Origin of the sequence: Myxococcus sp. CA051A (assembly GCF_013336705.1) — a bacterium.
GTDB lineage: Bacteria > Myxococcota > Myxococcia > Myxococcales > Myxococcaceae > Myxococcus > Myxococcus llanfairpwllgwyngyllgogerychwyrndrobwllllantysiliogogogochensis.
Map to the genome: position 1 here is coordinate 992,445 of NZ_JABUMS010000002.1, position 22,623 is coordinate 1,015,067.

17 protein-coding genes and 2 riboswitches are annotated in these 22,623 nt (G+C 71.2%); of the genes, 14 read left to right on the plus strand and 3 right to left on the minus strand.

Annotated features, from left to right (window positions below):
• Window positions 1-248: 248 nt before the first annotated feature.
• The 3 genes from HUA74_RS09330 to HUA74_RS09340 all read right to left on the minus strand — a co-directional run bounded on the left by HUA74_RS09330 (window position 249) and on the right by HUA74_RS09340 (window position 2,728).
• Window positions 249-1,961 carry a dipeptidase gene (locus HUA74_RS09330; protein WP_141649415.1) on the minus strand — a complete coding sequence of 571 codons (1,713 nt, stop codon included), beginning with the start codon at window positions 1,959-1,961 and terminating at the stop codon, window positions 249-251.
• 168 nt (window positions 1,962-2,129) lie between these two features.
• Window positions 2,130-2,483: a helix-hairpin-helix domain-containing protein gene (locus HUA74_RS09335; RefSeq protein ID WP_141649416.1), complete on the minus strand. Its 354-nt coding sequence runs from the start codon at window positions 2,481-2,483 to the stop codon at window positions 2,130-2,132.
• The gene (locus HUA74_RS09340) at window positions 2,480-2,728 is read right to left on the minus strand and encodes a hypothetical protein (RefSeq protein WP_163863983.1); all 249 of its coding nucleotides are present in this window, start codon (window positions 2,726-2,728) and stop codon (window positions 2,480-2,482) included. The genes HUA74_RS09335 and HUA74_RS09340 overlap by 4 nt, the downstream gene beginning before the upstream one ends.
• A gap of 549 nt (window positions 2,729-3,277) precedes the next feature.
• Here HUA74_RS09340 and HUA74_RS09345 point away from each other — a divergent pair.
• The 14 genes from HUA74_RS09345 (at window position 3,278) to HUA74_RS09410 (ending at window position 22,565) form a co-directional block, all read left to right on the plus strand.
• Entirely contained in the window at window positions 3,278-4,174 is an 897-nt protein-coding gene (locus HUA74_RS09345) for an MBL fold metallo-hydrolase (RefSeq protein WP_174454224.1), read from the plus strand.
• Window positions 4,175-4,259: 85 nt separating this feature from the next.
• Window positions 4,260-5,519 (plus strand): dipeptidase, encoded by a 1,260-nt coding sequence (locus HUA74_RS09350; protein WP_174454225.1) that lies wholly within the window; start codon window positions 4,260-4,262, stop codon window positions 5,517-5,519.
• Between the two features lie 178 nt (window positions 5,520-5,697).
• Window positions 5,698-6,804 carry a hypothetical protein gene (locus tag HUA74_RS09355; protein ID WP_174454226.1) on the plus strand — a complete coding sequence of 369 codons (1,107 nt, stop codon included), beginning with the start codon at window positions 5,698-5,700 and terminating at the stop codon, window positions 6,802-6,804.
• 44 nt (window positions 6,805-6,848) lie between these two features.
• A complete protein-coding gene (locus HUA74_RS09360; RefSeq protein ID WP_174454381.1) occupies window positions 6,849-7,445 on the plus strand; it encodes an RNA polymerase sigma factor in 597 nt (198 codons plus the stop codon).
• Window positions 7,442-8,434, plus strand: a complete 993-nt coding sequence (locus tag HUA74_RS45535; protein ID WP_254623601.1) for a tol-pal system YbgF family protein — start codon at window positions 7,442-7,444, stop codon at window positions 8,432-8,434. The genes HUA74_RS09360 and HUA74_RS45535 overlap by 4 nt, the downstream gene beginning before the upstream one ends.
• Window positions 8,431-9,702 carry a hypothetical protein gene (locus HUA74_RS09370; protein ID WP_174454227.1) on the plus strand — a complete coding sequence of 424 codons (1,272 nt, stop codon included), beginning with the start codon at window positions 8,431-8,433 and terminating at the stop codon, window positions 9,700-9,702. The genes HUA74_RS45535 and HUA74_RS09370 overlap by 4 nt, the downstream gene beginning before the upstream one ends.
• Before the next feature lie 157 nt (window positions 9,703-9,859).
• Window positions 9,860-10,384, plus strand: a complete 525-nt coding sequence (locus HUA74_RS09375; protein WP_174454228.1) for an FHA domain-containing protein — start codon at window positions 9,860-9,862, stop codon at window positions 10,382-10,384.
• Window positions 10,385-10,390: 6 nt separating this feature from the next.
• A riboswitch (cobalamin riboswitch) is annotated at window positions 10,391-10,638 on the plus strand.
• A 58-nt stretch (window positions 10,639-10,696) separates the two neighbouring features.
• Window positions 10,697-12,712, plus strand: a complete 2,016-nt coding sequence (locus HUA74_RS09380; protein WP_174454229.1) for a TonB-dependent siderophore receptor — start codon at window positions 10,697-10,699, stop codon at window positions 12,710-12,712.
• Entirely contained in the window at window positions 12,687-14,300 is a 1,614-nt protein-coding gene (locus HUA74_RS09385; protein WP_174454230.1) for an MXAN_6577-like cysteine-rich protein, read from the plus strand. The genes HUA74_RS09380 and HUA74_RS09385 overlap by 26 nt, the downstream gene beginning before the upstream one ends.
• 20 nt (window positions 14,301-14,320) lie before the next feature.
• Window positions 14,321-14,535, plus strand: a riboswitch (cobalamin riboswitch).
• Window positions 14,536-14,682: 147 nt separating this feature from the next.
• A complete protein-coding gene (locus tag HUA74_RS09390; protein ID WP_174454231.1) occupies window positions 14,683-16,131 on the plus strand; it encodes a hypothetical protein in 1,449 nt (482 codons plus the stop codon).
• Complete coding sequence (locus HUA74_RS09395; protein ID WP_371817217.1) at window positions 16,128-16,862, plus strand: cell surface protein; 735 nt, start codon at window positions 16,128-16,130, stop codon at window positions 16,860-16,862. Before HUA74_RS09390 ends, HUA74_RS09395 begins: the two co-directional genes overlap by 4 nt.
• Window positions 16,859-17,350 (plus strand): ubiquinol-cytochrome c reductase iron-sulfur subunit, encoded by a 492-nt coding sequence (locus HUA74_RS09400; protein WP_174454232.1) that lies wholly within the window; start codon window positions 16,859-16,861, stop codon window positions 17,348-17,350. Before HUA74_RS09395 ends, HUA74_RS09400 begins: the two co-directional genes overlap by 4 nt.
• Before the next feature lie 161 nt (window positions 17,351-17,511).
• Complete coding sequence (locus HUA74_RS09405; RefSeq protein WP_174454233.1) at window positions 17,512-19,194, plus strand: FHA domain-containing protein; 1,683 nt, start codon at window positions 17,512-17,514, stop codon at window positions 19,192-19,194.
• An 83-nt stretch (window positions 19,195-19,277) separates the two neighbouring features.
• Complete coding sequence (locus HUA74_RS09410; RefSeq protein ID WP_174454234.1) at window positions 19,278-22,565, plus strand: serine/threonine-protein kinase; 3,288 nt, start codon at window positions 19,278-19,280, stop codon at window positions 22,563-22,565.
• Window positions 22,566-22,623 lie beyond the last annotated feature (58 nt).

The following is a 22,623-nucleotide window of genomic DNA, read 5'->3' on the forward strand; positions in this document are numbered from 1 at the left end:
TATCTCTTCGCGGTCCCCCCTGCCGTGTAGATTTCGTTGTGTATCAGTCACCGGCAAGACGTGGGTGAGGCATTCAGCGCCCGCCAGGTCTGCCTTCCAAAGCCCACGCCCGGAAGCCCTCGAAGGGGGCGCCCGTCTGCCCACCTCGTGGGGTGGGAGGCGGGGGCGCCCTGCCCGAGCGCCCCCGCTCGGTGGAACAACCCTGGGCGCCCCTCCCGGACCCGGATCCGGGAAAGGGGCCAGCGGGCCTACGGGGCGGGCGCCACCGTGGGCTTCGACGCGGGCGCCGGCGCCTTCTGTGCGGGGGCGGGGGCCGGAGCCGCGACGGGCTTGGGCTCCTCGGGCTCGGGAGGCATCTCCACGCTCTTTCCGCGCTCCTGGGCGATGCGCCGGTACCAGCTGTCCGGGTACTTGGGGTGGTTCACCTTGCCCTGCTCGTCGCGGACGTTGCCGTCGATGTACTTCACCAGCAGCGTCTCCCCGAGCTTCTTCCAGCGCGCATGGACCTTCTCGCCCTGCTGCACCGAGTAGGTGGTGAGGTACTGCCGCGCCTCTTCCGGGCTGCGCTTGTAGTGCTCCAGCGCCGTCTTCTCGATGTCGGCCTGGTCCGCGAGGAACTGGCCCTCCAGCGCGCCCTGCTCCTTGTGCACGTCCACGGAGATGTCGCTCCAGCGCGCATACGCCTGGTTGGACACCCAGTTGAAGACCCAGAAGGAGGAGTCCCAGGAGAACGCCCCACGGCTGGCCACGCCCTGGGAGAAGTTCCTCGGCACCTGCCGGATGCCCGCGTACATCGGCGTGTAGACCGTCATGGACGTGTCATCCACGCCGAACCAGAGCACCCCGCCGATGGGCGCCGGCATGGAGGCGCGCATCTGCGCGACGAAGGAGAAGCCCGTCTGCTGCGTGGAGATGGCGCGCTCGTGGACGTACTTCTTGCCGTCCACCTCCCACGTCATCGGCCGCCAGCGGTAGGGCGCCGCGTAGGGGCCCGCGCCCACGTCCTTGGACATGTCGAGCGGCGTGTTGTCGAAGTGGTCCCTCATCAGCGACATCACGTCCTGCACGGACAGCTTCTTGTCCGGCTTGACCCACAGGGGCAGCCGCTTGGCCGGCGCGGAGCCATCCGCGTACTCCGGACCGTAGTTCTTCGACGGCGCCGCGCGCCGGAAGATGCTCCACACCCGCGCCTCGGAGAAGCGCTGCCCGCCGAAGTCGAGCGGGTTGTACGTCTGCGCGAAGCTGAAGTCCTTGTCCGCGCCCTTGAACCAGCCCTTCTCGCGCGCGAAGGAGACGACGTCCGGCGAGAACAGCACGTTGTCCGGGTCGTTCATCGGGAACTGCTCGATGCGCGCCTGGTTGGCGTGCGCGGTGATGTGCCCCTCCGGCAGCCGACGGGCCACCCACACCGCGCCCTTCTGACCGGCGCCCTTGCCAATCAGCTCCAGCAGCCACGCCTCCTTCGGGTCGGCGATGGAGAAGGACTCACCGGTGGACGCGTAGCCGTGCTCGGCCACCAGCTTCGTCATCACCGTGATGGCCTCGCGGGCCGTCTTGGAGCGCTCCAGCGCGATGTAGATGAGCGAGCCGTAGTCGACGATGCCCGCCGGCCCCTCCAGCTCCTTGCGGCCGGAGAAGGTGGACTCGCCGATGGACAGCTGGTGCTCGTTCATGTTGCCGACGACGGAGTACGTCACCGGCGCCTCGGGGATGCGCCCCAGGTGCTTGCCGGTGTCCCACTCGATGATGTCGCGCATGGCGCCCGCGGCGTGGCGGCGCGCGGGCGTGTAGTACAGCTCGCCGTACAGCTCGTGCGCGTCCGCGGCGTAGGTCATCAGGGTGGCGCCGTCCGCCGTGGCTCCCTTGTTGACCAGCATGCTGGTACACGCGAGCACGGGCGGAGCAACCAGCGCGGCCGAGACGGGCAGCGCGGTGAGCAGTCGGGGCAGTCGTCGGTTCATGGCGGCGGATGCTCTACCAGCCGGGTTCCAGATACAAACCTCACGTGCACCGCGCCTGGCCGCTCCCCCGGCGCGAAGCCGGACTCGCGTTCCTCGACAGGGCCACCGCCCGGGCCACGAGGTAGACCCGGGCGGCGACCCCACTCCCCAGTGAATGGATGCGTCGTGTCAGTTGTTCGTGGCGACCACCTCCTTTCCTTCGGGAGGCGGAGGCACCTGCTCGACCTTCAAGGTGGTGGGCCCGCTCAGCGTCAGGTGCGGCTTGAGCTTGAGGAACTTCTTGCGCCCGAAGCCCTTCACCCGCACCAGCTCCTCCACGCGCTGGAAGGGGCGCTTGCCCCGGTGCTGGATGATGCGCTGCGCCGCCGAGTCACCGACCCCCGGCAGCAAGTCGAGTTCCGCGGCCGTCGCTTCGTTGAGGTTCACCACGCCCGAGTACTGGGTGCGCAGCCGCGCCGCGTCCGCCACGCCGGGCTTCCCCACCAGGAGCACCAGCGCCAGCAGTCCCCACGCGGCTCTCACGAGTGGCCCCCCACTGGCGCCGCGTCCAGCCCCACTTCGGGCGCGTACCGTCCGCCCACCCCCGGCGTGTCCCGCTTCTCCGCCGCCTCTCGCACGTGCAGCTTGCCGTCCAGCGGCAGCACATCCAGCAACACGTTCAGCGAGCCGTCCTTGTTCACGAACGCGCTTCCCGCCCGCACCCAGATGCTCCCGCCCTTGCCCTCGCGAATGGAGAACACCGCCAGTCGCTTCCCCGCCATCAGCATCTTCCGCCTCCACACTCCACACCGCGCCACCACGGCGCGACCGCCTCGCCGGCTCGACCGCCTGAGGTCGACACCTGCTTGAGCAGTCGCCGTGCCAGGGCCGTCTCCCCCGGAGGAGCGTCCTGGCCCCCGTGCAAGCATCCGCGAGGTGTCCCACCGCGAGGACGGGCGAAGAGGCTCCAGTGGCTTCTCAAGAGGCAAGAGCGCGTCGGCACCCGGTTCCACGCATCAGGGGTGGGGGCACGCGAGTCGGCGTGGAGGTTCGGGGGATTCCGCTCGACGGCACCCGGCTCCACGCATCAGGGGCGGGGGCACGCGAACCGTGCACGCGTGTCGGCGTGCAGGTTGGGGGATTCCGCTCGTTGGCACCCGGCACCACTCCGCGACGGCATGGGGCTCGCGAACGGTGCACGCGCTTTGGCGTGGAGGTTCGGGGGATTCCGCTCGACGGCAGGGGTGGCGTGAGAGAAGTGCACCTGCGTCGGGAATGAATGGGCTCCCGGTTTGCTAAGACGCCCGCCGACGCATCCCCCGTCGTCTGGAGGTCGCATGAAGGCCGTCGCCGCCGTGCTCGTCCTGCTTCCCTGTCTCGCGCTCGCGCAGGAGCGTGACTTCTCCCAGGTGGAGGTGCGCGCCACGCCGGTGGCGGGCAACATCCACCTGCTCCAGGGGGCCGGCGGCAACATGGCCGTGTCGGTGGGGCCCGACGGTGTGCTCCTCGTGGATGACGACTTCGCCCCGGTCATCGACAAGGTGCGCGCGGCGCTGAAGACGTTGAGCAAGCAGAAGCTCGTCTATGTCCTCAACACGCACGTGCACAGCGACCACACGGGAGGCAATGGGGTGCTCGGGCGCGAGGCGACGCTGGTGGCGCATGACGCCGTTCGCGCGCGGATGTCGAAGCCGAGGGTCCGCCGGGGCGAGACGCTGCCTCCCGCGCCGGAGCATGCGCGCCCCGTGCTCACCTTCCAGCAGGGGCTCAGCCTCTGGTTCAACGGCGAGGAGGTGCGGATGACGCACCTGCCATCGGGCCACACGGATGGCGACAGCGCGGTGCTGTTCGTGGGCAGCAACGTGCTGCACCTGGGCGACCAGTTCTTCACGGACCGCTTTCCCGTCATCGACCTGGAGGCGGGAGGCAGCGTGGAGGGCTACGTGCGCAACGCGGAGGGCGTGCTCGCGAGCCTGCCCTCCGGCGTGCGCATCATCCCGGGCCACGGCGCGCTCGCGGGGCGCGAGGACCTGGAGCGCTTCGTCGCCATGCTGCGGGAGACGACGGCGCTCGTGCGTCGCAAGAAGGTGGCGGGCCTGACGCTCGACCAGGTGAAGGCCGAGGGCCTGCCGGAGCAGTACCGGAGCTTCGGCGAGGGCCACGTCAAGACGGAGAAGTGGCTGGAGGTCGTCTACACGGGACTGGGGCTGGTGGGGCAGGGCAAGCGCCCCTGATGAGTCCAAGGTGGACCGTCGCGACTTCATCCCGCCCTGGCTCCGTGGGAGAGTCCCCCGCGTCCCGTCGTTCCGAGGTGTCCGCGTGAACCGCTCCGTCCTCGCCGCCCTGCTCCTCCTGGGCGCGCCCTCCCTCGCCGCCGCTCCCGCCGCGCCGTCGCCCAGCTCCGCGAAGGCTCGCGCCATCCACGAGTCGGCGCTCATCATCGACACGCACGTGGACACGCCCCTGCGCATGCTCGGAGAGGGCTTCGACGTGGGCTCCCAGCCGCCCAATGGCCAGGGGCACCTGGACTTGTCCCGCGCCCGTGCCGGCAACCTGGGCGCGGCCTTCTTCTCCATCTGGGTGGAGCCCAAGGAGTTCGCCGGCCAATTCACCCACCAGTCGCTGCGCATCATCGACTCGGTGCTCAGCGCCGTGGAGAAGCACCCGGATCAGATGGTGCTCGCCCTGTCCTCGAAGGACATCGTCGCCGCGCGCGCCGGCAAGCAGAAGAAGCTCGCCACGCTCATGGGCGTCGAGGGCGGCCACTCCATCCAGAATGACCTGGGCGTGCTGCGCGACTTCTACCGGCTGGGCGTGCGCTACATGACGCTCACCTGGTCCAACACGAACGAGTGGGCGGACTCGTCGGGCGATATCAGTGACGCGTCGGTGAAGCACCACGACGGCCTCACCGACTTCGGCCGCGACGTCGTCCGCGAGATGAACCGGCTGGGCATGCTCGTGGACATCTCCCACGTGTCCGACAAGACGTTCTTCGACACGCTGAAGGTGACGCGCGCGCCCGTCATCGCGTCGCACTCGTCCGCCCGCGCGCTCACCAACCACCCGCGCAACATGACCGACGAGATGCTCAAGGCCGTCGCCACCAACGGCGGCGTGGTGATGGTGAACTTCTTCTCCGCCTTCATCGACGACACCTACCGCACGTCCTACGCCGCCATGGCCACCGAGCGGAAAGCCGCCCAGGACGCGGTGGAGGCGAAGCACAAGGCCTCGGACCCCGTCACCCGCTACCGCGCGAACTCCCAGGCGAGCTGGGAGTGGGCCGCGAAGGTGCAGCGCCCTCCGCTCGAATCCCTCATCAACCACATCGACCACATCGCCAAGGTCGCGGGCGTGGACCACGTGGGCCTGGGCTCGGACTTCGATGGCATCAACTCCTCGCCGCAGGGCATCGACTCGGTGGCGGACCTGCCGCGCATCACCGAGGCGCTGGTGGCCCGGGGCTACACCCGCGAGCAGCTCCACAAGATTCTGGGCGGCAACCTGCTGCGCGTCTTCCGCGAGGCGGAGCGTGTCAGCCGTGAGCTGCGCGCCCCCCCGAGCGTCCAGCGCTGAGTCATCCGCGACGGGCGCGAGGGCAGACTGGAGTCCAAGGCCCATGCCGCCCGTCCGCCGGAGGATTGCAGGCGCAGCGCGTCTTTTCCGGTGCGCCTGCCAGAGTGCGTCAGTGCGGTGAAGTGTGTTTGTCCCCGGGGCTTCCCGCGCGCACACACGAGACGCTAGCCTTCAAATCATGGCATCGGGCGTCGTGTTGATTCGGCTGGGGCTCGTCGCCGCCCTGTGCCTGGGCGGGGAGGCGCGCGCGGCGGACCGCGGCGGCTCGTGGCTCGCCGTGGCGCGTGTGGCCTCCGAGGAGGATGGCGCCCTGCTCGAACGCGTGCGCGGCCAGAGCAGCGACCTGCCCGTCGAGCTGCGCGCCATGCCGGGCCCGTCCATGGAAGGCTCGCCCCAGGCGCAGTGGCGCTCCGTCGTCGAGCTGGCGGATGTCCACCAGGCCCGCGCCGTCCTCTGGTTCCAGCGCTCGGGCTCCGAGCTGCGCGTCCACTTCGCCGAACCCGGCAGCCGTCACCTCTTCGTGCGCACCGCGCGGCTGGAAGGTCAGCCCGGCGCGCTCGAGTGGTCCGCGGGCGCCGAGGCCGTGGCGCTCGTCGTGCGCTCCGCCCTGCGCGCGGTGGAGGCCGGCACGCCCCTGGGGGAGGTCGTCGAGGTCGCCGCCCCGCTGTCCGCGCCCGCCACCCCCGAGCCCGAGCGTGAGCCCACGCCCATGCCGCCGGAGCTCTGGGCCATGCCGCCGGCTGCCCTGGACTCGGTGCCGCTGCGCTGGGAGGTGATGGTGGGCGGGATGATGACGCTGGATGGGTATGAGCGGTCCGGCCATCGGGGCCTGCTGCTCGCCTCCGGCTGGGAGTTCCGCAGGGTGCGCCTTCGCCTTCAGGTCCTCGCGGGACTGGAGGCGAAGCTGCCGGATGGCCGCACGGACGTGAAGCTGGAGCAGTACGCCGGAGGGCTGTGGGTGGACACCCCGCTCCTCGAAGTGGGGAGCCTGCGCTGGGGCGTGGGCGCGGGAGTGGGCCTGCTCATCTTCGGTCGCAGCACGGAGTCGTATTTCCTGGGCATCGAAGCCGCCAAGCCGCGCTTCATCCCCGCGCTGCTGGCGGGGCCCGACACCTCCCTGCGCTGGCGCTTCTCCCAGTGGATGGGCGTGGAGGCCACCGTCGCCGCCGATGGCGTCCTGGGGCGGCCCCGGCTCGGTTACTCCGAGGACGGAAACTTCGTGCCACGCAACGAAGGCTGGGCGGTGCGGCCAAGGTTCGCCCTGGCGCTGGTGTTGTTGCCGTGAGTGGGGATGACCCGTTTTCGGCTCGACCTTCCTCCATGGGGTCGATGACGAGCACGGGACGGGAAGCCATCGGCAGAGCACGTCCTGGAGCGGACCCCCGCATCCAGGCGGCCATCCAGGGGCGCAGGGAGGCCGCCGAGTCCTTGTTGATGGAGCTGTTGCCTCGGGTGCGCAACCTCGTCCGCTATCTGGTGCACGGGGATGGGGAGGTGGAGGACATCGCCCAGGAGGCGCTCATCGCCTTGCTGCGGGGGCTCTCCACGTACCGGGGCGAGGGGCAGTTCCAGTCCTGGGTGGACCGGGTGGTGGCTCGCACGACGTTCGCATGGCTGAAGCGCGCCCGGGGCAACGAGGCGCGGCGCGTCGATGAGTCCGCGGAGTTGATGGCGGTGCCTTCCGAGGATGCGCCCCCGGATGAATACGTGCATCGCCGTCGCATGGTGATGTTGTTGGACCGTATCCCCGACGAGCAGCGACATGCGATGGTGTTGCATCATGTGCTCGGCATGAGTGTGCCGGAGGTGTCGGACGAGCTGGGAATTCCCTTCGAGACGATTCGGAGTCGTCTGCGGCTGGGGCGCGCGGCGCTCCGCGCACTGGCGACCGAGGACGGCGGCGTTCCGGATGGAGGCGCGGAATGAGTCGGCTCCTGGATGAAGAAGGGCTGCCTCCGGGGATGCTCGCGCCGCTGGACGAGGACCCGGGGCCTGCTCGTCGACTGTCTCGGCAGAAGTCCGCGGCGCTGGTGCAGGCCGCGGTGCTCGCCGCCCTGGACGCGCCTTCGCCGCCTCCGCGTTCCCGTCGCCGGCACGAGTGGTTGATGGGAGGGGCGCTGCTCGTGGTGGGCGCGGCGGCTGTCGCGACATGGCACCTGTCCCGCCGGAGCGATTCGCTGGCGCCCGTCGAGACGTCTGTCGTGGCAGCGCCCGCCGTCGTCGAACCCGTGCGTCCCGAGCCGGTGGTGCCGACGGTCGACGTGGAGCGGGCCGAGGTTGCCGGCGTCGGAGTCACGCGGACCGGAGCGGAGGTCGGCGTCGACGTGGAGCGGGCCGAGGTCGCCGGCGTCGGAGTCATGCGGACCGGCGCGGAGGTCGGCGTGGCACGGGCCGAACCCGACGTGGCTGGCGTTGGCATGAAGCAGACCGCGACCGGAGGGACGGAGGTCGGCGTGCCTCGGACCACTCCGGACGTCGCGGTCCCTTCGCCGTCCGCGAAGCCCCGTGGGACGGAGATGCTCCCCAGCGCGCCCGCTCCGGAGGACTTGTTGCGCCGGGCCAATGGTCACCGCGCCACGGGACAGTGGAAGGCCGCGGAGGCGCTCTATCTGCGCGTCATCCGGACCGACCCACAGGGCATGTCCGCGTATGTCGCGCGCGTGGCCTCGGGCTCGCTGCGGCTGGAGCACCTGGGCGATGCGCGAGGGGCGCTGCGTCAGTACCAGGAGGCCCAGCGGGGCTGGCCTGGGGGCGTGCTGGAAGAAGAAGCGAGCCACGGCGTCACGGAGGCCCTGCGGGCCCTGGGCGACAGGGACGGCGAGGCGCGGGCGCTGGAGTCCTTTCTCGCGCGCCACCCCGATTCGCCCCATGGAGTGGCGGCTCGGACCCGACTGAGGGAGATTTCAGGTCGATGACTCGCGCCTTCGCATCGCGGTGGAAGCGTTCTCCGGGCAGCTTTGTCCTGCTGGGCTTGCTCGTGGTGGGGGCCGCGTGCACGGTGAGGGACCCGGTGGCCTTCATCAACACGCCGCACAGCGACGCGGGCCCGGTGGCCTCGTCGGACAGCGGGACGACAGGGGAGGGCGAGAACCCCTCCGATGACCCCGCGGCCTTCTGTGCCTCCACGGGCCCGCTGCTGCTGGTGGGTGACAGCGTCACGGGCGCCAAGGTGTGCAGCGGTCACCTCGCGGAGCGCGCCTTCCGTTACGCGCTGTGCTCGTGCGACAGGCTCGCGTTCAGCGCGACGCTCACCACGGATGCGTTCCGCGGCTCCATGGGCAAGTACGTGCCAGGAGGGCAGGGCGGCGCGGTGGCGACGAACGGCGGCGTCGCGGCGAACGACACGCTGAAGGTCGGCGGTGGGCTGAGCGCGGGCGGCGCGGATGGAATCTCCCTGGGACGCGGCCTGTCGGTGGGCGGTGGCCTGTACAGCGGAGGTCCGCTCACGGGCAACGTGTCCGCCCAGGTGACGGGGGATGCGTGGGTGCGCGGTGACGTGGGTCTGGCGTCGCTGACGGTGGAGGGCAAGCTGGCCGTGCCCGCCGAGCGCATCATGTCCGGCACGGTGACGGCCTCGGAGGTGCTGCGAGAGCCGGTGGACTCGGTGGCTCCGTGCGCGTGTGATGACGCCTCGCGGGTGGACATTCGCGGCCTCATCAGCAGCCACGCCGAGAACAACCACAACGAGGCCATCGGCCTGGATGCCTCGTCGCTTGCGGGCTTCAATGGGGAGCGCACGCTGGAGCTGCCGTGCGGGCGCTTCTTCCTGACGAACATCGAGGGACAGGGACGGTTGAACCTCGTCGTGCGCGAGCGCACCGCGCTGTTCGTGCGAGACGACGTCGTCATTGGCGAGCGGCTCTCGGTGGAAGTGGTGCCGCCCGGAGAGCTGGACCTGTTCATCGGCGGCGACGTGACGGTGGCAGGGCAGTTCCTCCTGGGCTCCATCGACGCGCCGGCCCGCGTCCGCGTCTATTCGGCGGGCACGGGGACGCTGGGCATCTCCGCGGGCAGCGTGCTCGCGGGGAACTTCTACGCGCCCGGTGCCACGATGACACTCAGTGGCAACGCGGAGGTGTACGGCTCCCTTTTCGTGCGCCACATCGAGTCCTCCGGCGCATTGGCGCTGCACTACGACGCGGACGTGGCCACGCTGGGGAGCGCCTGCGGCCCCGAGAAGTGAGGCCCGGATTGTTTCACCGTGGCTGGCGCTGGGGTCGCGTGTGCGACCCGCGAGGTTCCCCCCGCGAAGGCGTCCTCGTGGACGTGTGGGGGTGGACAGACGGAAGGGGCGTGCACAGCTTTGCGAGCGCACCTTCCTTCCGGCCTGGAGGACCCTCGTGCTCCACCGTTTGTCCGCGCTGACGGCTCAGCTTCGGGAGGACCGCGAGGCGCTGCTGCGCGATGTCGGGTGGCCCGTGTTGGTGTGGGACTCGATGCCGAGTCGCCCGCGCCCGGTGTCTCCGGTGGATGCGCCGACCTTGATGGGCCCGTCGCCCTCGCGTGTCGTGGAGCCCGTCGTGTTCGAGCTGCGGCCGCGCCTTCGGGGAAGTGGTCCCGAGGTGACGGTGGGACGCAGCCCCGAGTGCGACATCGTCCTGCCCGAACCCACTGTGTCGCGTCAGCACGCGCGGTTTCGTCCGGAGCCGCACACGGAGGTGTGGAGCGTGACGGACCTGGAGAGCCACGGCGGCACGTATCAGGAAGGCGTGTTGATAGTGCCGGGCCGCTCCTCGCCGCTGTTCAGCCGCGCGTCGTTGCGACTGGGTGGCGCGGAGGTGGTGTTCCTCCAAGCGAGTGCTTTCGAGCAGTACGTGCGCTCGTGTGCCGCGCTGTCCCGGGTGCGCTTGACGCGACGGAGGTGACCCCCTAGAAGGGGTGCGCCCTTGGGTGCCCATGTCGGGCTTTCAAGAGGGAAGCCGGTGCGAATCCGGTGCGGTCCCGCCACTGTGATTGGGCAGCCCTGAGGACAGGGCCGGGGACTTCGGACAGTCGCCACTTCGGCAGCGGCCTTGAGGCGCTCCGGGGGAAGGCGGAAGCCCCCTTCCAGCCAGACGCGCCGTGCGCCTGAGGCCGGAGCCCATCAGCCAGGAGACCTGCCCAGGGGTGCGAACGTGTCGCGTGGCGACACGTGCGGACGGCCTTCTCTCTTCGATGGAGAGAGCGGAAGGCGGAGCATGCGGCGCACCTTCCTCGTCGGGCACCTGGTGTGCCTGGCGCTCAGCCTCCCTGTCGAAGTCCGCGCCCAGGTGCCGGACGATGCCGCCGCGGAGCCGGACAGCTCCCGTGCGCGCTCCACCGTGGTTCGCGGCAAGTCGCCGCCACCGCCGGACTCGCCCGAGCGCAGGGACCCGACGGGCGCCATCACCGTCATCGATGCCACCGCTCGCGCGGGTGAAGCGCGCGACACGGCGGAGCTGCTCGTCGGCTCGGTGGGCCTCGCGGTGCAGGACTCGGGGGGCTACGGCCAGAGCAAGAGCCTCGTCGTCCGAGGCGCCGCGTCGAACGGCGTACTGGTGTTCCTCGATGGAATCCCGCTCAACGGCGCGGGCGGCATGGCGGACCTGTCCCAGGTTCCCGCCGCGCTGGTGGAGCGCTTCGAGGTGCTGCGCGGTGGCGCGGGCGCCCGCTATGGCTCGGGAGGCCTGGGCGGTGCGGTGAACATCGTCACGCGCGCGCCCTCCTCGCACACGCGCGGCAGTGGTGAGGTCACCTACGGAAGCTGGAACACGGCGCTGGGACACGTCGCGGTGACGGGCCCGCTGCTCGACGGACATGGACTGGTGCTGCTCCATGCGGGGCGCTCGGATGGAGACTTCGCCTACGAACTCGACGAGCTGCCAGCGGTGGACGACAACCCCGTCACCGCCGAGGCCCGTGCCCGCAACGACGCGAAGGGTGGTGGCGTGCTGCTGCGCTACCGACGTCGACTGCCCGGAGGCTCGCGTCTGGATGTGCTCTCCGAGCTGGCCCTGGAGGACCGTGCCATTCCCGGCACGGTGCAGAATCCCCAGTCCGCCGGGCGACAGGACCTGGACCGGCTCTCGCTCGGGGTGCGCTGGTCGGGAGCGCTCGGTGGCACTGGCACGCAAGGCAGCGCGCGAGGCTTCTTCCGGCGCGATGGCCTGGAGGTCACGGGCGGCCTCCTCGGCGCGGGAGGCCCGCAGCGCCACCTCGTCGGCGGCGTCGAACTGGAGGGGCGTACTCCGCTGGGCGGCGCTCATACGCTGACCACCACCGTGGCTTCCTCCGGCGAGCAGGTCACCGAGGCCCGGGGCGCGCAGTCCGCGGGCTGGTGGCGCGGAAGCGTCATGGTCATGGACGAGTGGGCCCTGTTGGGCGGCGTGCTGGAGGTGGTGCCCTCGTTGCGGCTGGAGCGCGTGGGGCCCTACTGGCTCTTCTCTCCGAAGCTCGGCGCGGCGGTGTCCCTGGGCGGTGGCTTCGGGCTGCGCGCCAACGCGGGCCAGTCCCACCGCGCGCCCTCGTTCCTGGAGCTGTACATCCGCCAGGGCACGCTCCTGCCCAACCCCGGCTTGAAGCCCGAGCGCGCCCTGTACGCGGACGCGGCCCTGGTCTGGGACTCCGAAGAGCGTGTCTCGGGTGCGCCCCGTTGGAGCGCGACGGCGGGCGGCTTCGCGGCGTTGTACGAGAACCTCATCGCCTACGAGCTGTATCCCCCGATGATGGCGCGGCCCTACAACTTCGACGCCGCCCGAGTGTGGGGCGTGGAGCTGGAGGGCGAGGCCCGGCCCTTCTCCTGGCTGTCCGCCAGCGGCAGCTACACGTGGCTGCGCACGCAGAATCGTCTGGGCGACCCACGCTTCTACAATCAGGACCTGCCCTATCGCCCGCGCCACAAGTGGGTGGGCCGCGTGCGCGCCGGGCCCGACTGGCTCAACGCCCGCACGGAGGTGCTGTACCAGGCCTCTCAGCTCGTCAACCGCACCGGCACGCGCGACCTTCCGTCACGCACCCTCTGGAGTGTGGGTGCCTCCAGCACCTTCCTGCACGCTCCGGACGTCACCCTGTCGGTCGAGGTGAAGAACCTCCTCGACTCGCGGGCCCAGGACTTCACTGGCTTCCCACTGCCAGGGCGCGCGGCCTACGCGACCCTCGCGGTGTCGCTCGAGCCGAACCCCCCGTCGCCTCCCTCCTCCGAGGACTCCCATGCCCCGCGCGCCCCGTCCCCTTGAGTCCACGCCGCTGGCGTTGCTGTCAGTCTCTCTCCTGGCCCTCGTGCTCACCGGCTGCCCGGATGAAGGCGTGGTGTGCACCGCCGGCCTCACGGTCTGCGAGGGCACCTGCGTGGACCTGCGCGGCGACACCGCCCACTGCGGCGCCTGTGGCAACACCTGCTCCACGGGCGAAGTCTGTCAGGACAGCGTCTGCGGCTGTCGCGCTGGCACCGAGTCCTGTGATGGCGCCTGTGTCGACACCGCGACGAACGTGGCCCACTGCGGTACCTGCGGCACGGCCTGCGCCACAGGTCAGGTGTGCGAGGCGGGCGCGTGTCGCGAAGGTTGCTCGGAGGGGCTGCTGCGCTGCGGTGGTGCGTGCGTGGATGCGCGGACGGACGTGCTGAACTGCGGCGCGTGCGGCGTCGCGTGTCCGGACGTGCAGTCGTGTCACGCCGGACGGTGCGCATACGACGTGGTGACGGCGTGCTTCACGAACGGACAGCTCGTGGGCATCCAGGCGGGAACGGACCAGCTGGGGCCCCGGCGCGAGTTCGGCGCGGGTGTGCAGTCGCTCGCGTCATGGGACGGCTTCGTGCTGGCGGCGGACATGACGAACGGCAAGCTGCTCCAGGCGGCGGGAGGCAACCTGGGGACCCTCGTCGAGGAGGACTCGCTGGGCGTGGTCTCCGGCTCGCCCAACGACATCCTCGTGGACCCGCCCTACGTGTACGTCGTCGACTCGGTGAACAACACGCTCCAGGTGCTCAAGCGCGAGGGCACGGCGCAGGGCAATGGCCTGGGCCTGCGCACGGTGGGCCAGGTGAACCTGGGCGCGAACACCAGTCCCCAGGCGCTCGCGCGCTTCGGCGATACGCTCTTCATCCCGCTGTTCGGCACCGCGAGCTCCAACTTCCAGCACGGCAACGCCGTGGCGCGGGTGGACATCTCCAACCCCGAGCAGCCGCGCAAGGTGGACACGCTGTCGCTCACGGGACTGGACCTGAAGCCCTTTGGCGGAGGCCCGGTGATGCCGCTGCCGTACTCGGTGACGGCGACGCGCTCCGCCGTGTACGTGGCGCTCACCAATCTGAATCCCGCCAATGACTACCGTCCCAACGGGCCGGGCATGCTCGCGCGAATCGACCCTTCCACCGGCGCGATGAGCGCCATCGACCTGGGCGCGGAGCGCTGCCTCAACGCGGGCTACGTGGAGGCGGTGGGGGACCAGCTGGTGGTCGCCTGTATCGGCGAGGCCCTCTATGACCCGGAGAATGGCTACATCGCGACGTCCGTGCGCTCCACCGGGTTGGTGCTGGTGAAGGACGACACCGTCGTGGCCTCCTACGCGCTCAACCCTGGCTGTCAGCCGGGCGCGCCCGGGTGTGTGCTCTCCGTGGCCAGTCGCTTCGCGGTGGCGAAGGGCTCGGTGTACCTGGCGGATACCAACGCCGGCCGCGTCTTCGTGGTGGAGGTGGGAGACGGCCGCCTCACCGAGCGTCGTGGCTACTCCACGCCCGAGGCGAAGGGCCCCGCGCTGGAGGCGTGCCCGTTGGACCCGCGTCGCCCCGTGTCCAATGCCATCGACGTCACCGCGCTCCATTGACAATGCCGGTCACCCGCCATATCCCCGCCGGCGTCCTCGGTGCTGACGTGGAAACACGGCGGCTCTAGGGAACCCGGTGTGAATCCGGGACTGCCCCGCAGCGGTGTGCAGGAACGACCGCCGTCACGAAGCACTGGTCCCTCCATGGGGCTGGGAAGCGACGGCCACTAGGTGGGTGCCCCCGGGGCATCCGCGCCTGCGAGTCCGAAAACCTGCCAAGGACCCGTGCCCTTCGGGCACGGACATCACCGAGGCCTCCGAGGGGAGGCGGCGGAGGCGTCAGCCTTTCTTCCGTGCACGTGGGTGTGCCCGGGCCCGCCTTCGACCGCGTCCTCCTGGATGCCCACCCGCCCGTGGGGGCGGAGAGGGACTGAGGACGCCGATGAAGACCGCTGACTGGAAGCGCGTAGCTCCCTGGACGAAGTCTGTTTCGCTGGCTGTGACCACCTTCGCGGTGGCGCTGCTTGGCACGGGTTGCAACCCCGAGTGCGTGGACACATTCGACTGCCGCGCCGACAACGGCGAGCCCCCCGCGGGCCAGCAGTGGGTCTGCGTCGACGAGAAGTGCGAGACGGAGCCGATTGGCCAGCCCCCGGTGCCTGACGCGGGTCCCGTGGACTCGGGCACGCCGGATTCAGGTCCGGTGGACTCGGGCACGCCGGACGCCGGTCCCGTGGACTCTGGCACTCCGGATTCAGGCCCGGTGGACCCCACGCCGGACGCGGGCCCCGTGGACTCGGGCACGCCGGACGCCGGCCCCGTGGACCCCACGCCGGATGCGGGTACGCCGGACGCGGGTACGCCGGACGCGGGCCCCGTCACCTGCGAGACGACGCCGCACGACGCGAAGCTGGGCACGCTCCAGCTCCAGGCGGGCTTCGTCGCCACCGAGACGGCCCCGCTGCCGGATGGCATCTCCGCCCTGGGCTCGTCGCCGGGTCCGACGTACTCGTTCTACGCGGTGCAGGGAGGCGGCAAGGACGCCGCGCTGTATTCGATGGGCACGTGGCCCGACCTCCAACTGTCCCCCACCAAGCTCTATGACGTCGTCACCCCCGAGGACCGCGCTGGCAGCGTCGCGGTCTACGCGGGCGGCTACCTCATCAACGACGGGCAGCGCGTCTTCACCGGCTACACCACGGGCGCCTCCGGGTCTCCGGGCTCCCTCTCGCTCTACGACATCGCCACGCCGGCCTCGTCGTCCTTCCTCACCGCGCCGAAGAACTACTCCGCGGCGGCCTTCTCGAACGGGGACACGAGCGCGGTGCTCCTCAACGGTGGCGGCCTGGGCACCCTGCCCACGGGGCTCGGCATCTACGGCGTGGTGACGTCCGCGAATCCCCTGGGCACGGTGCGCGTGGCCAACTTCCCGGCCGAAGGCGTGGTCGCCAGCGGCTTCACCGCCGTGGCGGACAATGGCGTCGCCGCGCTGGGCTTCTTCAACGGAGACTTCGTCAACGTCATCTACGGCGTGGCGCCGTCGGTCGTCGCCCAGGCCATCACCAGCGGGACGCCGCTGGAGCTGGGCAGCCAGTCGCCCATCGAGGTGGGCAGCGACTTCGACAGTGCGTCCTCCTTCGGCGCGGGTGTCGTCGTCAACCGCGGCGGGTATGACGAGAACTTCAGCTTCGTGAGCACGGATGTGTCCCGCTTCGCGCTGTCCACCAGCACGGGGAGCGACACTGTCACGGTGGGCGCGCGCGCCGCCGTGCTCGACTACGTGGACCAGTGCACCACCGTCACGATGCTGGAGCCGCTCGGCTCGGACGTGCTGGTGGGCGTTGCCGACAAGAACGGCCAGCGACTGGTCCGCCTCCAGGTGGCCCCGTGAGTCGCCGCGTGTCCTGGCCGCACCAGCGGGGCGCGGCGCTCGCCCTGCTCCTGAGCCTGTCGGCCTGCGGTGGTGAGGACCCGTCCTCGCCCTCGGAGGACGCGGGGCCGGGGGACTCGGGCTCGCCTGAAGACGCGAGCGTCGCCGTGCCCGCGGACCCGTACGCGGACGAGGTCGTGGAGTTCCTTCCGGGCCCCGGCGCGGGCTTCGGACAGGACCGCTTCCCGTCCATCGTCCTGGGCCCGCCGGTGGGCTCGGGGTTGGACAGCGGCTCGCTCGACGTCCTCTCGCTGGGCAAGTCGGGCTCCATCACCCTGCGCTTCACGGACCTCGCGGTGATGGACGGGCCGGGCGTGGACCTGCTCGTCTTCGAGAACGCCTTCCTCATCGCCGGAGGCCCTCGTGCCTTCACCGAGCGGGCGAAGGTGTCCGTGAGCGACAATGGCGTGCAGTGGTTCGAGTTCCCCTGCGCCCCCTCGGACGCGGCGAACAACTACCCGGGCTGCGCGGGCGTACGTCCCGTGACGGCCAACCCCGCCGCCGGCATCAGCGCCACGGACCCCGCCGTCGCGGGCGGAGACGGGTTCGACCTGGCCACCGTGGGCCTCAGCCGGGCGCGCTACGTGCGCATCCAGGACTCTGGCACCAGCGGCTCCGTCGGCACGTCCGCCGGGTTCGATTTGGACGGCGTCGCCGTGGTGAACGGCGTGTCGCTCACGGCCGCGCCATGACGAAGCTGGACCGCCGCGCCGCGCTCCTCACGCTGGCCCAGGGTGGCTGTGCCCTGGCCGCGCTGGGAGTGGGGTGCGGCGGGGAGTGGCGGGAGGCCATCGTCCTGGACCTCCCGCCCGACGGCGCCGCCTGTCCCGGGGCGCCGGTGCCGGGCACGGCCGAAGAGGGCTGGGTGGAGGTGCGGCTCGCGGACCACCCGGCGCTGCAATCACCAGGAGGCCACGCCGAGGTGCGCGTGCCCGAAGCGCTCCTGGACGTGGTGCTCGTGCACACGCGGCCCGGCTGCTTCGTGGCGCTGTGGCGCATCTGCACGCACGGAGACTGCGCCGTGGACTGGCTCCCGGCCGAGGGCGTCATGGAGTGTCCCTGTCACGGCTCCCGCTTCGCGCTGGATGGCGCGGTGCTCCAAGGCCCCGCCCAAAGAGCGCTGACGGCCTTCACCGCGGTGCGCCACGGACAGTCCGTCTTCATCCACCGGCCGCGCTGAGGACTCGCCCTGGCGGGCACTTGCGAGTCGCCCGGAGCACTGTCAGTCTTGACGCGGCGCGAAGCACTTGCGCCGGCAGTCCGGGTCACTCCTGTCCCCCCTCTCGAAGCGGTGTCTCCTTCTCTCATGAGACGGGAGAGTCGTGTAATGTCGGGCATTCGATGTGGCAGATCATCATCAACGGGCCCGGCTACTTCGATACGTCCTACGATTTGCCCGAGGGCGTGACGAGCCTCGGCCGCGCGGACGAGAACGATATCGTCCTGGGTGGCGACCTCGTTTCGCGCCGGCACGCGCGCCTGTACGTCGAGGCGGACATCCTCCGCATCGAGGACCTGGGCAGCCGTAACGGCAGTCGCGTCAACGGCGCGCCCTTGCAGGGCTCACGACAACTGTCCCCCGGGGACACCGTCGCGCTGGGCGAGAACACGCTCGCGGTCCGCCAGCCCAACACGGTGGAGAACGCGGCCACGGAGATGGTGGACCTGGGCGCGGGCGGCGTCGTGCGCTTCGGCCATGGGCAGGACGTGGGTCCCTCCGTGCTGCTGGCCAAGAGCGTGCGGGACGCGGACGTGCTGCGCCTGTTGGACAACGTGGGGCCCATGCCCTTCGAGGACTTCAGCAGCGCGTCCACGCCGATTGCGCCCGCAAGTCCCCGCGTGGGCCAGGAGACGCTGGTGCTGATGTTCCGCACCGCGGAGGCGCTCTCCACCGCCACCACGCTGTCCACCTTCCTGGACATGACGATGGACCGGCTGCTGGAGCGCACGGACGCCACGACGGCCGTCGTGCTGCTCAAGCACCCCACGGGCGCGCTGGTGCCGGCGGCGGTGCGTCACCGGGGCAAGCTGGCCAAGGGCGAGGTGCCCGTGTCCGACGCCATCGTCGACGAGGCGCTGAAGCAGGGCCGCGCGCTCGCCGTGGGTGACGTGCGCGACGACCGCCGCTTCGCCGCCCGCGAGAGCGTCATCCTCTACGGCGTGGACAGCGTGCTGTGCATCCCCATTGGCGCCGAGCCCCCGTACGCGGGCGTGCTCTACGTCAACACCTCCGCGAAGGGGGATGGGCTGGAGCCGATGCTGGATGCGTGCTCGGCGGTGGCGCACCTGGTGGCCACGGGCGTGCAGAAGTTCTCCCCGAAGGAGGGCGGCGCCACGCTGGAGCGGATGCGCCGGATGCTGGAGCGCTTCCACCCGCCGGATATCGCGGAGCGCCGAGCGTCGGAGGCCTTGCGTCAGGGGGGACGGTTGCCGGGGCTGGAGGAGCGCACCCTCACCGTGCTGCACGTGGAGTTGGTGGGCTTTGGCGCGCTGGCTCCGCGCATCGGCGCGGCCAAGGCCACCCAGTTGCTCAACGAATTCCACTCGCGGGCCACCGGCATCGTGTTCAGCTTCGAGGCCACGGTGGAGGGCTTCCAGGGCGACTCCATGCGGGCGCTGTTCGGCGTGCCCTACGTGAAGGGCGAGGACGCCGTGCGGGCCGTGCGCGCCGCCCTGTCCCTGCGCGCGGACTGGGAGCGGGCCATGAGCCGCCGTCCCCTGGACGAGCGCTGTGAGCTGCGGCTGGCCCTGCACACCACGCGCGCGCTGGTGGGGATGATCGGCAACGAGGTGCGCTCGGACTACACGGCGGTGGGCGAGGGCATGGCCGTGGCCGGATGGCTGGCCGCCACGGGCAACCCCGGCCAGGTGCTGATGACCGGCAAGATGCTGGCCTCCGTGGGGGCCCGCTTCGACGTGATGCCCCTGGGGGAGCGGATGGTGCGCGCACCCCGGGAGAAGGTGGCCGTCTTCGAGGTGCTCGACGAGGATGTCGGCACGCTCACCAACCCGGGACTGCGGTGAAAACCCCTCGCGGCAGGTTGACGGGTTGATGCCGTGGCCCTGGACGGGGTTCAATGGGGCCCGAGTGGTGGACCCCCGCCTCCATGAACGCCCATAACCCTTCCGCCCGGCTGCGTCCGTTCCGGCCCCAGCCCTTTGGCCGGTACACCCTCCTGTCCCATCTGGCGACGGGCGGCATGGGAGAGATTTATCTCGCCCGCCTGGAGGGCGCGCAGGGCTTCGAGAAGCTGTGCGTCATCAAGAAAATCCTCCCGCAGCTCGCGGAGGACAGCGACTTCGTCGAGCGCTTCGTGGGCGAGGCGCGCACCCTGGTCCGGCTGAGCCACGGCTCCATCGCCCAGGTGTTGGACATGGGGCTGCACGAGGGCGAGGCCTACATGGCCCTCGAGTACGTGGACGGCAAGGACCTGCGCAAGGTGGCCGCTCGGGTGCGGGACAGGCAGGTGCCGCTGCCGCTCACCTTCATCCTCTACATCATGGGCCGCGTGCTGGACGCGCTCGCCTATGCGCACCGCAAGAAGGATGACGACGGCGAGGACCTGAAGCTGGTCCACCGGGACATCTCTCCGCAGAACATCCTCATCTCCTACGAGGGGGAGGTGAAGGTCGTCGACTTCGGGCTCGCCAAGAGCCGGCTGTCCGCGGCGAAGACGAACCCGAGCATCATCCTGGGCAAGTTCCTCTACATGTCCCCGGAGCAGGCGCGGCACCAGCCGGTGGACCGGCGCAGTGACTTGTACGCGGTGGGCCTCACGCTCTACGAGCTCATCGCCGGCAAGAACCCCTTCGACGGCATCCACCCCGGCGAGCTGATGTCCGTGGTGGCCAACCCCAAGGTCGCCCCCCTGGACAACGTGGAGCCGCTCACGCCGCGCTCGGTGACGGCGCTGGTGGCCAAGGCGTTGGAGGTGGACCCCACGCAGCGCTTCCAGACGGCGGAGGAGTTCCGTGGCCGGCTGCAGACGTGCCTGATGGAGATTGACGCCAGCGCGGGCCCGGAGAGCGTCAGCCGCTTCATGCGGGAGCTCTTCACGGCGGACTTCCAGTCCGAGCGGCGCCTGTTGGCCAGCCTCAAGGACGTGCCGCGCGGAGGTGTCCCCGAGCCACGGGCCGCGGCGCAGGAGCAGGACGACGGCGGCACCGCGCCCCGCGCGACGCTGCCGGCGGGGGCCATCCTCCCCGCGAAGACCATCCGGTTGGATGGCCCGGTGGAGGCGCTCTCCTTCCACCCCACGCCGCGCAGCCGCGAGGCCGGCGGTCCGGTGAATGACGGCGAGACGCGTCCGGGCATTCCCATGGACGAGGCCACGCGGCCCGCCTTCCCGCTGGAGGCCTTGGAGGAAGAGGCCCGCGCCCGGGCGAGCCGGCTGAATCCGGACACGTCGCCCTCGGTGGAGGTGGAGCCGGAGGCCTTCAACCGTCCTCCTCCCACGCCGCCGCCCGCCGTTGCTCCCGTGATGCGTCCGCCCTCGCAGACGCGGGAGGTACCGCTGGCCACCGTGCCGCCGGAGGCCATTCCACCCGCCCCCTGGTCCCCGCCCGCGCCGCCGCCCCCGATGCCCGCGCGTCCGGACATGCGGCCCACCGAGCTGGAGCTGCTGCCCATTGGCGCCGTGGTCGGCCCCGCCGACTCGGAGCCCTCTCCGTGGCCGGTGGAGCCGACGGAGCCCCGCGCGGAGCCGCTGCGCGTGATGGGGGGCGAGCCTCGTCCCGGCGCGCCGATGTCCCGGCCCCCGGTGCCCGCGTCGGGTCTTCGTCCCGGTGGGCTTGCGCCTCCCGCGTCCCAGCCGCCGCCCGCCGCGCCGGTGCCTCCTGCCTCCGCGGTGATGCCGCAGCGGCAGGCGCTGAGCGCTCCCGCGGGCTCGCCTCCGACCGGGGCTCCCGCGCGCTCGGGGGCGTTGGTGATGCCCGCCGTCTCCGCGACGAGCGGACCGTTCTCCTCGCCGCCTCCGAGCGCCCCGACGCGCTCGGGAGCGATGGTGATGCCCGCCATCTCCATCCCCGCGAGCACGCCGGTGCGCACGAACCCGGGCGGTGCGCCTCCCTCTAGAAGTGCCGAGCCGGGCGTGGTCGTCTCGGACACGGGTTCCGAGCCGGAGAGCGCCGAGCTGCCGGTGCTCACGCCCGAGCAGATGGGGCACGACGAGCAGGCGGCGCGGGTGGAGGAGATGGACACGAATCCGCGCGCGTCCCGGCCGCCGCGCGCGGAGCGCTCCGACGACACGCAGCCGCGTGGGCCTCGCGACGCGGACACGGACCCTCGGGGGCCTCGCGCGGCCGACACGCAGCCCCGTGCCGCCGCCGGCCTTCATGAGGACACCCAGCCTCGCGTGGTGCTGGACGAGAGCTTCCTTCGCGACGCGGAAGGCGCCGCGCGGGAGCAGGAGGAGCGGTCCGGTCCCTCGCGTCCGAAGACGGGCTCACGCCGCGTTCGCCCCTCGTCTCCCGGCATGGCGCCCGTCTCGGGCCGGCGCACGGGGTCCGCCTCCGTCATCCGCCCCGCGCCCGCCCCGGCGCCCGCGCCTGTCGAGGACGAGGAGGAGGACGTGGACGTGCGCGTGTCCATGCCCTCGCATGACGAGACGCGCCGCACGGCGGTGCCCGTCCGTCCGAATGCGCAGCCCGCCGCGCGCCGCCCGGGAGAGGACACCCGGCGGACGACCATCCCCAGGCGCTCCCAGCGCAGGTCCGTCGTGGCGTGGGTGGTGGTGCTGGGCGGACTGGGTGCGCTGCTGGCGGGAGCCGCCGCGCTCACCCTGGACCCCGTGCTGCGCAGGCGCCTGACGCAGCAACTGGGGCTCACCCAGGTCCTGGAGGGCCCGCCGCCTTCCAGGCCCATCGAGCGGACCCCGCCGCTGCCCTCCGAGAGCGCCGTGGCCCGCGGGGAGCCCGCGCTTCCAGAGGCCGCGCCGGGCGAAGGGGCCGCGGCGCCTCCAGCCACGGGTGACGTGGCCGCCGTGAACAGCCCACAGGCCGCTGCCGACAGTCCCCCCGCGCCTCCTCCGCCGAAGCCTTCGGACGAGAAGCTGTCCGACGACCTGTTCCTGGCCCCGCTGAACAGCGCCCCGAAGTCCGCGCCCCCGAAGTCCACCCCGCCGAAGCGCGCGGCGGCCCCGCGCGTGCGAATCATCTCCGGCAGCACGAACAAGTCCCAGGCCGAGCTCAAGAAGGAGTGGAAGGAGTCCGTTGCGGTGTTCAAGACGCTCCAGGAGTTCCGCTCCTGCGACGACCTGGGCTTTCTGTGCCAGCAGCGGGACGACCTGAAGGAACTGGTGGAGGCCTCCGAGGGAGAGGTGGACCCCGAGCTCCTCGGGAAGGTGAAGCGGCTCAAGAAGGCCGCGCAGCGACAGCTGGACAAAGTGGGGCAGTGAGGACGCTGATTCGTTCCCCGAGCGTCCAGGAGTCATGGAGTTGACCGGAAGTCCCGGG